The organism is Paenibacillus sp. J53TS2, from assembly GCF_018403305.1.
Lineage (GTDB): Bacteria > Bacillota > Bacilli > Paenibacillales > Paenibacillaceae > Fontibacillus > Fontibacillus rhizolycopersici.
Window position 1 is genome coordinate 341,093 of the sequence record NZ_BOSK01000001.1, and the last position, 12,479, is coordinate 353,571.

Below are 12,479 nucleotides of genomic sequence, written 5' to 3' on the forward strand. Positions count from 1 at the left end.
CAGAAATCCTGAGCGATTGTACCTTTTTGATTACAATGAGAAATCTAAGCCTTGGCAGGCTTCATGCCGTTTTCCTCATTCCCCGAGTCCTGACCTTCTATATTTACCTGGACTTTGCGAATAAAGAACGCCAAAACGAAGGCGACCAGCGTAATTCCCGTCGCCACGACAAAGGCAAAATCGATTCCGTTAATCGTCGCGTCTCGGGTGATCAGAGCCACTTGCTGCGCATTAGAGGGATCCTTAGGATTGATCCCGGCCGTGAGGATCATCTCCGTCGCCTTCTCCTTGGCGCGAGAGGACATGATTGTCACCAGGAGCGCGGTGCCCAGCGCTCCTGCAATCGTCCGGAGCGTATTTGACATCGCCGTACCATGTGCGTTAAGCCGCGCCGGCAGCTGATTGAGGCCAGCTGTCTGGATCGGCATCATCAGCATGGACATCCCGAACATTCGGGCCGTATACATCAAAATGAGATGCGTATAGGTCGTGCTGTCGGTCAAATTGCTGAATTCCCATGTCGTCACCGCCGTAATCCCCAGCCCAACCACCGCCAGCCAGCGCGCGCCGATTCGGTCGAAGATCATCCCGGTAATCGGGGACATGATCCCCATTAGAATCGCCCCAGGCATAAGTAAAAGACCCGATTCGAGCGGCGAGAAGCCGCGAATCTTCTGCAGGTAAATCGGCAGCAGAATCATTGCCGCGTACATCGCCATCGTAACCACAACGTTAATTATCGTAGTTAACGAAAACATATCGTATCTAAACACGCGAAATTCCAGCAGCGGTTTATCCGATCTCATTTGGCGCCACAGGAATACCCCGAGGGAGACGACGCCGACAATCAGGCTGACGACAACTTCCGTCTCGCCCCAACTGGTGCTGCCGGCTTCGCTAAAGCCATACAAGACGCCGCCAAACCCAATCGTCGATAAAATGATCGACAGAACATCCAGCTTCGGTCGGCCGACTTGGGTTACATTTTTCATAAAGATAAAGCCTAGAAAAATGGACAAAATCGCAAACGGAAAAATGATCCAGAACAAGACGTTCCACGGATGATGTTCAATCACCCATCCGGAAAGCGTTGGACCAACCGCCGGGGCGAAGATCATGGCGATCCCCATCATCCCCATCGCCTGACCGCGTTTCTCAATTGGAAAAATCGTCAGGAATACGACGGTCATCAACGGCATCAGTACGCCGGCTCCGGCAGCCTGGACCAACCGTCCGGCGAGCACTAGCTCGAAGCTGGAACCGATTCCGCAAATAAATGTACCGGCCGAAAACAAAATCATCGCGGAGATAAACAGCATCCGCGTCGTGAAACGTTCCATCAAAAAGGCGCTGATTGGGATCAAGACGCCATTCACCAGCATAAATCCGGTCGACAGCCATTGGATGGTAGTTGCTCCCACACCCAAGTCGTCCATCATCTGTGGTAGGGCAACGTTCATTAAGGTTTGGTTCAAAATCGACACAAACGCCCCGATCAGGAGCGCCATGACGATGGGCCATCTCTTGAAATTCACGTCCTGTACAGCCGCTTCATGGTTCATGGGTTTCTTCTCTCACTTTCTCTAATGACTCTATAATTTTGTGATGCGTTTGCAGCATATGGTCGATGTCTCTCCCGGATGTCTCCAGAACGGTTGTGATTGCCTTCGTATATTCAAGGTCCGTCAGCTGATAAACCTCCATCCCTTTGTCCGTAATCTGCAAGGCAACCGATCTTCGGTCGCTATCCAAACGTGCGCGCACCACCAGTCCTGCTTTCACCAGACGATCGATCACTCCGCTGACCGTACTGTTCCCCATCCGCATCTGATCGGCAAGCTCGGTAACACCGATTTGCGGGTTGTTCTGAATCCTTTTCAACACCATGAATTGGATACCAGTAATGCCGAAGGGCTCGGCCTGTTTGGATAACAGTTGGTAAAACGCTCTTTTCACCTCGCGAAAGGATTCCACGATCTCATGCATGCGTTGCTTTTGATCCAAGCAGCTCTCATCCTTTAAATTTTTGTTTTATAATTTAATATTTCGTATACGAAATATTTCATGACTATATTTAACAAAGGTTCAAGTTTATTGTCAATAAGAAAATTACAAGCCCCAAGGTTCGGCATAATAAGAACTTTTTCAACTTTGGGTTAGCATTTCTCGGAATATTTCGTCCTATACCCCTGACGTCATGGATGATATAATTATGGTAGAATTCACCTATTACTTAAGGAGGACATGAATCTCATGACATGGTTCAACAGACTTCCCTTATCCGGAAAGATCTCCGCCGCGTGTTATCTCGTGGCTGCGCTCTTTGCCGTCCCATCGCTGATCGTCTTCATCCTGCTGGGACACATCGTCATCGGCATCTTAATGATCGCCGTATTGGCAGCGCTTACTTTCCCGCTTTCGCGCTATCTCCAGAAAGCGCTTACGGGTTCGTTCGATGATATCACCAGCGCTTCCGCAAAAATCGCCAAAGGCGATTTTACCAGCCGAATCTCGGAATCCGGAGGCATGGACGATCTCAGTCGCTCCTTCAACAGCATGGTGGACAAGCTGCGCAAAATCCTGCAGGAGACCTCGGATATCACTCGCAAGGTAATGGACTCCAGCCGGAGCATTTCCGACCGCAACCAAGAGCTGATCGAAGTCATGACCCAAGTCACCCACTCCTCCAGCGAGCTGGCGCTTGGCGCGAACGCCATCTCCGAAGACGTCAGCGGCATGAAAGACGCGATCGGCGAGATTGAACAGAAGGTAAGCAATTACACCGATTCTACCCGTGAAATGAATCAACGGTCCGACGAAATGATTCAACTGGTGGAGCGCGGACGCGAATCCGTCTCGCGGCAAGCGAATGGCATGCGCAAGAACATTGAAGCGACCGAGAAAGTTGCCGATTCCATCGAAGCTTTGGCCAAAAACGCGCAAGGCATTACCAAAATTACCGCGACCATCTCGGAAATAGCCGAACAGACCAACTTGTTGTCATTGAACGCCTCCATTGAGGCTGCACGGGCAGGCGAGCACGGAGCCGGATTTGCAGTGGTTGCCCACGAGGTTCGTAAGCTGGCCGAGGAATCGACCGCATCGACCAAGGAGGTATTCAATCTGGTCCGCAGCATCGAGCTGGATGTGAAGCAGGCGGGGCAAAACATCAAAATCAATGAAGAGGTCGTCCGGCAACAAAGCGAAATGATCCGCGAAGCCGAGCAAATTTTCCAAGAGATCGTCCAAAGTGTACAATACATCAGCGGGGAAATTGCTGCGTTCTCCAAAGAAAGCGAAGCGATGCTGGAAAGCGCACAGAATATCTCCTCTTCCATTCAGAACATTTCCGCCATTACCGAAGAATCCGCGGCGGGCACTGAACAGGTATCGGCATCCATGAACGAGCAAATCACTTCGATCCGGGCCATGGCCGAGGAATCCGAAGCGATGAAAAATGCGGTGTTCCAGCTGCAAAAGACGATACATATCTTCAAGTTCTAACCGATCACTGCCAAAGCCCAGCCCTTCACTCAAAAGGGGCTGGGTTTTTTTCATTTTTTCGGTAAGATAATAGATAGCGAATCGCAAAGAACGGAGGATAGGCAACCATGTCGACGTCTGCCCAATTGGCTCAGTATTATCAAGAATACCGCCACTCGATGACCGCCCTCTCATACCGACTGACCGGATCTTGGTCAGAAGCAGAGGATATCGTGCAGGAAGTGTTCACCGACCTGCAGCAAAACATACAAGCCGACCGTATTCGTCAACCAAAATCCTATTTGATGCGTTCCGTCGTGAATCGTAGTCTAAACGCATTAAAGTCACCTCGTTTGTCTCGAGAGCTTTACACCGGACCCTGGTTACCCGAACCCGTCTTTGATCCGCTTCCGGAGACGCACCTCGACCGCTTGTTGCGGGAGGAGCAAATTTCTTACGCGTTTATGGTGTTGCTGGAACGCCTGACCCCCGACGAAAGAACCGTGTTTGTTCTAAGGGAATCTTTTGCCATGGAGTACGAGGAAATCGCCGAGATTCTGGGGAAAAGTGCGGTAGCCTGCCGGAAGCTGCTGAGCCGAGCTCGGAACAAGATCAAAACCGACCGGGATGCGGCTCCGACTCCTGCTGATGAAAAAACCGTAGCGAAATGGACCGGCGAATTTTTGAAAGCGGCAAAGACCGGAGAGTTTGGCCCGCTCCTCCATTTGATTCGGGAAGATGCGGTACTGATTTCAGACGGAGGCGGCAAAGTACGGGCAGCCATCAATCCCATCCTGTCCAAGGAGCGCGTTATTGCATTCTGGCAAGGGATTCAGGCCAAAGGTTCACTGCAGGGTGAACTGGTTCCTACGCGGATCAACGGGGAAATCGGACTGGTCCATTACCGCGATGGACACGTTATTCACGTGATTCTGTTCGAAGGCGATGCGCACGGACGTATCCTTCGTTTCTACTTGATCAGCAATCCCGATAAAATCTTCAGAGCTCCGTCGGTTTAGTTGTCACAACTCGCTCCCTCCCCTTGTCTTACCTACGTAAGAACAAACAACATCCAATGGAGGGATTCGATATGAAAGTCAGAATGGACCACTATCAAGCCAACCCGAACGTTTACCAGGCGATGAGTCGGTTGGAACGGCAAGTGACCGAGAGCGGACTTGACCGGGTTTTGTACGAGCTGATCAAAATACGCGCGTCGCAAATCAACGGCTGCGCTTATTGTCTTGATATGCACACGACGGAAATGCGCCAGCTCGGTGAGAGCGAACAGCGGATTGCCCTGGTCAGCGTTTGGCGGGAAGCTCCTTGCTATACCGATCAAGAGAAAGCGGTGCTGGAGTTGACCGAAGCCGTAACCCGAATCGCCGATGGCGGCGTGCCGCAGGTGGTTTATGACCGGGTCCGCAGCTTTTTCAACGAGAAGGAAACGATGGATCTCATCTTCGCGATCAATGTCATTAACTGCTGGAACCGCATCGCCATCACTACCGGCATGTTTCCCGGCTGCCGCGATGAAGGTTAAACAGTTAAACGCAAAATGCCGATTGGCGAACAAAAAAGACCTGAAGGAGTGAAGCCTCCTTCAGGTCTTTGCTTATGTTATCGCTTCGCTTTCAGTCGAACCATCTTGCTGCTAAAGTCGCCGCGCACCGAGGCCATGGACAAGCCGGCACTCATCAAGCGGTCACCGCCGTATACCTCACCGCTTCCGGCCAACTCATAATCTTTAGCCGGGTCAAGCCCTTGCAGTTTGACGCCGCGCAGTGGGCCGTTGGGTTCTGCGAGCACCCGGAAATAGAACAAGAGCGCTTCCTCTTGATCTGGGCTGACGAACATCCAAGCCGTTTCGTTGCCTTCGAACGGGCTTTGTAGACGATACAAATCACCTTGTTGAACCAATCCGCGAATTTCTTTGTACATCGCGATCTGGCGCTTGGCTGTTTCCTTCTCTTCGTCCGTAAACCGAGTGAGATCCAATTCGTAGCCGAAATTGCCGGACATCGCCACGTCCCCTCGGAACGTCAGCGGAGTCGTTCTCTCCACTTGATGATTCGGCACGGCGGAGATATGCGCCCCCATTGTGGATACCGGATAGACGATACTGGTGCCGTATTGGATTTTCAAGCGCTCCGCCGCATCCGTATCGTCGCTTGTCCAAGTTTGCGGCATGTAATACAGCATACCTGGGTCAAATCGGCCTCCGCCTCCGGAGCAGCTCTCGAACAGGATATGCGAAAATTCGCTCGTCAAGCGTCCCAACAGTTCGTACAGACCCAACATGTATCGGTGAGCTACCTCTCCCTGCCGTTCGGCCGAACTAGCTGCTGATCCGATCTCCGTCATGTTCCGGTTCATATCCCACTTGACGTACGTGATCGGCACCGTGGAGAAGATATCGCTCAGTCGGTCGTACAAGTACTGGCGCACATCGCTGCGCGACATATCCAACACCAACTGATCGCGCGCTTCCGTGCGTCGCCGCCCCGGGACGTGTAAGCACCAGTCGGGATGGGCCCGGTACAGATCGCTGTCCGGAGAGACCATTTCGGGCTCGAACCAAAGGCCAAACTGCAGTCCGTTGTCCTTGACACGATGGGCTAAGTCCGCCAACCCGTCGGGCAGCTTGCGGCGATCCTCGAACCAGTCGCCCAGCGAGCTGTTATCGCGATCGCGCCGGCCAAACCAGCCGTCATCCAGTACAAAGAGCTCAATGCCCAGCTTGCTGCCTGCTTTGGCGATGGCTTCAATTTTGTCCGCATTGAAATCGAAATACGTCGCTTCCCAGTTGTTGACGAGGATCGGTCGTTCCTGATCGCGGAATTGCCCGCGGCACAACCGGGTCCGATACAGCCGATGATAGGTGCGCGACATCCCTCCAAGCCCTTCGGCGGAATACACAAGCACCGCCTCCGGCGTTTGGAAACTCTCCCCCGGCGCCAGCTTCCAAGTGAAATCAAACGGATTGATCCCGATCGAAACCCGGGTTGTCCCAAACTGCTCGACTTCCGCTTCGGCGGTAAAGTTCCCGCTATAAACCAGGCTGAAGCCGTAAACCTCGCCTTGCTGCTCTGTGGCATCCGGCCGCAGCAACGCCAGGAACGGATTCTGTTGGTGGGAGCTTGAACCGCGGCGGCTGCTGATTCCGGTCACCCCCGGAGCCAGCCGTCTGCGCTGCACATGGCGTTCGCGTGCCCAGGCACCGGACAGGTATAATGCATCATAAGAAGCGTCCGGGAAATCAACTGAGGCGCTAAGTGCACGCTCCAATTGGATCGGTTCACCGCTCTCATTGCGGAGCCGGGCCGATCTGGCGATGGCGTCAAAATCCGCAAACACCGTGTAGCTTAACACGACGGTCAGGCCGGAGATGCGATCCTCCAGCTCCAGCTCCAGCGTTTCCGCCTCGCGATCCTGCTCGACGTAAACGGCAGGAAGCCCCTCAAGAAGCGGCTTCCCCGGGACGATTCGATGGGAGCGATACGTCAACTCCGTCGCCCGGGTGCCATTGGCGAGCCGCACTTGGTAAGCCGGGCTCCGGAAGTCGCTTGTCCCGTATTGCGGATATTCCTGCGGTAGGGAGTCCAGCGAGATCGATTTATCCTCCGGGATGGGATTCGGGCTGAATGATGCACGTTCCTGGAAGGTTAACAAACCTTCCAGGTTGCTGTCATGACGAAGCTTGGCACCGAAATACGCATGCGCGGGATACCCGTGTACCAACTGAATCACATAACTCGTATTGCGGGATTGCAAATGGAAAAGGCCTTTCGCTTCATCGAAAATGATAGACATTTCGCGATCCTCCTGGTAGGTTCTTATCTGACTTTATTTGCATTCATCTTACTCCATTCTACTATCATACCCAGGAGGAGTAACGAGAATAAAGTGATCTTCTATATGGATTTTTGTGATTTAATCACGTTTAACTCAATGAGGCCTGTCGCTCATCAAAGTCTCCGTGGCACGTTGAGTTTGGCGATGATAATAACGGTACGACAGCAGAATGCCGATATGCAGCAACGCCAAAACGAAATAAATATTGGCGAACACGGCGGAGCCCTCAAATGGATTCAGCGGGTTCCAATGGGATACGGAGCCGTGGTCTACCGCCTTGCCGTAGAGGCTGGTCGAGACCGCGCCGGACAAAAAGCCCAGCATGGACAACAACCCCATGCCCACACCGGTCTGCTCCTTGGGCAGGGTGCGGGAAATCGTGTTGGACAACGCCAGTTGCATGAACATTTGCCCCACATTGCCCAAGATCAGAATTGCCGCTATCCAGCCTGCTGCCGCCCCGGACCCCACCGAAATCAGAGCAAAGCAGCTGATCAGCAGTAGGGACGCTACATAAACAACGAAGGAATTGCCCTTGGCGTCTGCGAGCTTCCCCCCTTTACGGCCGACGATCGCCGATGCAACAGCCCCTGGCACCATGGCAAACCCGATCCAACCGGGAGGAAGCCCGTTCACTTCCGCCAGCAGCTGGGGCGTCAGGAATGGCAGCGCATAACCGATCCCCAAGACGAGCACCGACAGCACTAGCCCGTACGAATAGCTTTTATTCCGAAATAACCGCGGATTCACGAACGGCTGCGAGGCCCCTCGGATTCGCCAAAGAAATAAGAGAAACAGGATCAAACTGCCTAAGTACAGCTCCCACCGCCCATAGGTAACACCGAGCAATAACAACGTGACTGTACTGCCAAGCAGCCCCCCGCCAAGCCAGTCGATCCGAACGGTCTGAATCGGCTCGTCGCTGAGGTACTTACGGTAGAACGGCAAGGTGAACAGCATGAGCATAGGAATACAAAACAACCATCGCCAATCGACCAAACTGACCAGCAGCGCAGACACGACCGGACCCATCGCGCCACCGATCGCGAGTCCCGTGGCTGTAATCCCCAGCGCATACCCGCGGCGCTCGGCAGGGAAATGCCGTACCGGAATGATCATCGCGGCCGCGGGCACCACTGACGCTCCGGCTGACTGCAGCACGCGGCCTAGCAAGACCATCCAATACGCCTGAGCCGACAGTCCGGTTAATGAACCTACACAAAACAAGATTAACCCGAATGTCAGCAGCTTCCTCAACTGAAAAGCATCCGCCAGCTTCCCGTAAATCACGGCCCCGATGGCGTAAATCAAAGCATATGCCGTTGAAACCCAGCTGACCTGGGTCACGGACAAACCGAATTCGCCTTTGATTTCGGGGAGCACGATATTAAACATCGTTGCCCCCATGGATGACAAGATCATCGTAAAAGCCAAAACGCGGATCAGTTTCTCGCTCGCCTCGGATGAAACGGCATTTTTCATCATGATCGTCCCCCTGTCGATTTCCTCACAAGTTATTGTATGATTGAATATTAATAATGAAAAATATATATTAATTTATATATTCATAACCTTGAGGATATCGATTGATCGAATTCAAAATAGAGGGGAGTAATCATGCGCATGGAATTACTGCAATTGGAGTATTTCCGCACGGTCGCTCATATGGAGCATATGACCCGAGCCGCCCAAGAGCTGCACATCGCCCAGCCGGCGCTCAGTAAGACGATTGCCAGGCTCGAGGAAGACTTGGGAGTACCGCTGTTCGATCGGCAAAATCGTCAGATTCGGTTAAACGCCTTCGGCAAAGCCTTTTTGAAAAAGGTCGAGACCGCGCTTGACGTCCTCGATGAGGGGCGGCAGGAGGTGGCGGATCTGGCTGGGTTGGAGCGCGGCAGCATCCACTTGGCCACAAATACGCTGGGGCGTATTACGACCGCGCTTGGGGCCTTTCGCGAAACTTACCCAGAGGTAAGCTTCCGCATCCTTCAGACTTCGCCGGCATCCGTCGAGGAAATGATCGAGCTGCTGGAAAAAGGCGAGGTCGATCTCTGCTTCACCGCTTCCTCGCTTGATCATCCGGGAGTGTGCGAGCAGCCGGTGTTGGATGCCGAGGTGTTTCTCGCCGTCCCGCCCGGCCACCGCCTGGAGGCAAACAAAAGCGTCCGCCTCGAAGACGTGGCGGACGAACCTTTTATCGAATATAAAGCAGGCCACCCGTTTCGCAAAATGAACGAATCGTTCTGCCTGACTGCGGGCATTCGCCCACGCATCGTCTGCGAGGTGGACGAACCGAACGCGCTTGGCAGCCTCGTCCAGGCCGGATTAGGCGTCGCCTTCGTACCGGCATGCCGGAAGGACGAACGCCCTCCCTACCCGATGCTGCGGATTGAAAGCCCGGAGTGTCGGCGCGTTTTCTCGGTCGCTTGGCTGGAACGCCGATATTTATCCGAAGCCGCACGTCGGTTTCGGCAGTTTCTCGGCGAATATTATAGTGAGGCGTAAAATCGCTTATTGCTTACTTCTGCGCAGCGGTCGCTTAAGAACGCCCCACCCTGCCAACGCCGCGGTCACGAGCGGCAAATACTTGATGCCTCTCAGCCAGGAGAGATCGCCTCTAAACCAAGTGACCGCGGAGATCGCGATGATTTCGCTGAGGACCAATCCGCCAATCAATCCGCCAATCAACGCAGCGATAAACCAAAGTGCTTTTTTCATCGTAAATTCCTCCTAAGAATAGAAAATGACTAATCTTCCGTTTAGTCTGGCAGATTACCGGATTTGGTTCCCACGCGATACGGTGTGGTCAAACCCTCGTAGTTCACCATCATCGTCATCCCGTTGGCCGCATGGCCCAGATTGTGGCAGTGCTCCATCCACAAGCCGGGATTATCCGCTTTGAAGGCCACTTCATATTCCTCTCCGTTGAACAGAAGAACACTGTCCGCATATACGGGACTTCCCGTCAACGGTTTGCCGTTCTTTGTCAAGATCTTAAAGAGATGTCCGTGCAGATGCATCGGATGCGGGCCTCCGAAGGTATGCTTGAACCGGATTTTGATCCACTCTCCTTCCTTCACAAGAAGCGGAGGAATTTCGTGAAATTTCTTACCGTTAATGTCGAGGAGTCCGAGCTTCAGATCATAAACTCGATTGAATTTCATATCAGCGGTGATTCCATCCGCGAGCGGAGTTCCATAATCCGTAAAGTCGAATTGCGGCGCGTCTTTACTCAGCGGCATTGGAAGCGGACCGCTCCCCAACCTAACATTCCAGGCTTTGTGCTCTTTACTGTATACTTCGACCTGTCCGCTTGACGGCATTGTAAACAGCACGTCGTAGCGCTGGCCTCCGCCGATCGGAATCCATTGTTCCCGGAGCATCCCCGGGCCGTGTAAGTCCTGTCCGTCGATTGAGATCACCCGGAAGTCCACACCGGCCACCCCCATCCACTGCACCTCACTAGAGGCGTTGATCAGTCGCAGCCTAACCGTTTCTCCAGGAGCTGCGTCGAGATGCAAGCCACCGGTGAGCCCGTTGGTCAGCTTCAACTTCTCGTTCAGCAATTGCAGCGTAACAGCGTAATCTTGATCGTATTGAAAATCCGACAGCTTCGGCTCGACGATCAGCCGGCCGATCAGCCCTTTACCCGCCTGTTCCGAACTTTGCTGATGGGAATGATACCAGTAAGTCCCCGGATGTCGGGCGATGAATTCATAAGTAAAATGCTCCCCCGGCCAAACGGCATCTTGCGTAACGCCGGCCACACCGTCCTGAGAGCAAGGCAGAATCACCCCATGCCAATGGATCGTGACCCCCTTGTCAATGTCCCGATTGGTTAAAGTTACTTTCACCCGCTCTCCTACCTTGACCCGCAGTTCCGGACCGGGCGAAGTTCCGTTGAACGTCCAGGCCCCCGTCTTTTTCCCGTTTTCCAGGTTTAGAACGGTCTTTGCCGCGGTCAGATCAAAGCTTCTCACCTGATCCTGCTCCCCTTCGGTGGATTCAACCTCCTTCAACTCGGTGCAGGAGATCGCCGCGGCCGATTCGCCGGCTCCAGAGGTTTCGTGACCTTCGCGGCTTTCATGGCCGATAGGATTCGGGGCATCGCCAATTTCGGCTCCATGATGCATTTGGCTCATATCCACTTCCTCCGGATAACGAAGCTCATTGTAGCCGCATGAAGTTAAGAGTAGCAGGGCGCCGAAGCACACACTCCAATGTTTCAACTTATTCAATTTCAAGCCGATTCCGGCCATCTTGTTTTCCTCCTCCTTGTTGGTACGCCCTCATCATATCCGTCAAATGTTGAGAACTTATGACGATCCGTTACGGTTTCAGTGAAATTTCCCGGGTGGGATGGAAAGTGGGTAGAAAGCGGATATAATGAAAAAAACAAGCATGGGAGGACGAACCACAATGCCACATACCTTACTGCTTGTCGACGATGAGCGTCAAGTCATTGAATTTATGGAACCCTTTTTGCAGCAGGAAGGATTTCTAACCCTCACGGCCGCGACAGGGCGTGAGGCGCTGCACAAAGCCGCTTTGCATAAACCATCGTTAGTTGTGCTCGACTGGATGTTGCCGGAAATGAGCGGAATTGAGGTTTGTCGGGAGCTGCGAAAAACGGGGACGGCCGGAATTATCATGGTAACCGCACGTGTAGAGGAAACCGACAAATTAATAGGACTTGAGGTGGGCGCCGACGACTACATGACCAAGCCGTTTTCTTTGCGCGAGTTGGCCGCCCGTATCCGCTCCGTGTTACGACGGATCGAAGGAAACTCGGGGGTTGAGCAGTTGCTGAACTACGGAGAACTGACGATTTCCGAAGCGCAATGCCGCGTGTGGAAGCGGGACATGGAGATTGCCTTGACACCAACGGAATTCAAGCTACTGCTGACACTCGCCGCAAGACCGGGTATCGTCTACAGCAGGCTACAATTGCTGGCCGCGATGGAAGATGACTTCGCCAATGACGAGCGCACGGCAGACGCCCATATCAGCCGCATCCGCAAAAAAATCGAGGATGATCCGGCCCACCCCGTTTACATCAAAACTGTATACGGGTTTGGTTACCGGTTTGAAGCCCCGCAGCCATGACCGTTTCCCGCAAACTTTTTCTCGTCATCGCCGCT

11 protein-coding genes are annotated in these 12,479 nt (G+C 53.3%); 5 read left to right on the top strand and 6 right to left on the bottom strand.

All coding sequences use genetic code 11. From position 1 onward, the window contains the following. Positions 1 to 44: 44 nt before the first annotated feature. Both KJS42_RS01625 and KJS42_RS01630 read right to left on the bottom strand, forming a co-directional pair. Complete coding sequence (locus KJS42_RS01625; RefSeq protein WP_213621764.1) at positions 45 to 1,562, bottom strand: DHA2 family efflux MFS transporter permease subunit; 1,518 nt, start codon at positions 1,560 to 1,562, stop codon at positions 45 to 47. After that, positions 1,552 to 2,004 carry a MarR family winged helix-turn-helix transcriptional regulator gene (locus KJS42_RS01630; RefSeq protein WP_239483643.1) on the bottom strand — a complete coding sequence of 151 codons (453 nt, stop codon included), beginning with the start codon at positions 2,002 to 2,004 and terminating at the stop codon, positions 1,552 to 1,554. The genes KJS42_RS01625 and KJS42_RS01630 overlap by 11 nt, the downstream gene beginning before the upstream one ends. A 249-nt stretch (positions 2,005 to 2,253) precedes the next feature. Here KJS42_RS01630 and KJS42_RS01635 point away from each other — a divergent pair, with 249 nt between their 5' ends. The 3 genes from KJS42_RS01635 to KJS42_RS01645 all read left to right on the top strand — a co-directional run bounded on the left by KJS42_RS01635 (position 2,254) and on the right by KJS42_RS01645 (position 5,026). Next, positions 2,254 to 3,504: a methyl-accepting chemotaxis protein gene (locus KJS42_RS01635; protein WP_155607404.1), complete on the top strand. Its 1,251-nt coding sequence runs from the start codon at positions 2,254 to 2,256 to the stop codon at positions 3,502 to 3,504. A gap of 107 nt (positions 3,505 to 3,611) precedes the next feature. Further along, the gene (gene sigJ / locus KJS42_RS01640; RefSeq protein WP_213621765.1) at positions 3,612 to 4,502 is read left to right on the top strand and encodes an RNA polymerase sigma factor SigJ; all 891 of its coding nucleotides are present in this window, start codon (positions 3,612 to 3,614) and stop codon (positions 4,500 to 4,502) included. Positions 4,503 to 4,573: 71 nt separating this feature from the next. Next, positions 4,574 to 5,026, top strand: coding sequence for a carboxymuconolactone decarboxylase family protein (locus KJS42_RS01645; RefSeq protein ID WP_193415162.1), 453 nt, complete (start codon positions 4,574 to 4,576; stop codon positions 5,024 to 5,026). 77 nt (positions 5,027 to 5,103) lie between these two features. Here KJS42_RS01645 and KJS42_RS01650 read toward each other — a convergent pair whose 3' ends face one another. Beyond that, a complete protein-coding gene (locus KJS42_RS01650) occupies positions 5,104 to 7,296 on the bottom strand; it encodes an alpha-galactosidase (protein WP_213621766.1) in 2,193 nt (730 codons plus the stop codon). A gap of 135 nt (positions 7,297 to 7,431) precedes the next feature. After that, positions 7,432 to 8,820, bottom strand: coding sequence for an MFS transporter (locus KJS42_RS01655; RefSeq protein WP_213622092.1), 1,389 nt, complete (start codon positions 8,818 to 8,820; stop codon positions 7,432 to 7,434). A 141-nt stretch (positions 8,821 to 8,961) separates the two neighbouring features. Between KJS42_RS01655 and KJS42_RS01660 the strand changes: the two genes are divergently transcribed. Further along, positions 8,962 to 9,843, top strand: coding sequence for a LysR family transcriptional regulator (locus KJS42_RS01660; protein WP_213622093.1), 882 nt, complete (start codon positions 8,962 to 8,964; stop codon positions 9,841 to 9,843). 6 nt (positions 9,844 to 9,849) lie between these two features. On the opposite strand, the gene KJS42_RS01665 is transcribed toward KJS42_RS01660, so the two are convergent. Together KJS42_RS01665 and KJS42_RS01670 are read right to left on the bottom strand one after the other, a co-directional pair. Further along, positions 9,850 to 10,056, bottom strand: a complete 207-nt coding sequence (locus KJS42_RS01665) for a DUF5957 family protein (protein WP_213621767.1) — start codon at positions 10,054 to 10,056, stop codon at positions 9,850 to 9,852. Between the two features lie 41 nt (positions 10,057 to 10,097). Next, complete coding sequence (locus KJS42_RS01670; RefSeq protein ID WP_213621768.1) at positions 10,098 to 11,597, bottom strand: multicopper oxidase family protein; 1,500 nt, start codon at positions 11,595 to 11,597, stop codon at positions 10,098 to 10,100. 160 nt (positions 11,598 to 11,757) lie between these two features. Here KJS42_RS01670 and KJS42_RS01675 point away from each other — a divergent pair, with 160 nt between their 5' ends. Continuing rightward, on the top strand, positions 11,758 to 12,444 hold the full coding sequence (locus tag KJS42_RS01675; protein ID WP_193415158.1) for a response regulator transcription factor: 687 nt from the start codon (positions 11,758 to 11,760) through the stop codon (positions 12,442 to 12,444). The last annotated feature ends 35 nt before the right edge of the window (positions 12,445 to 12,479 follow it).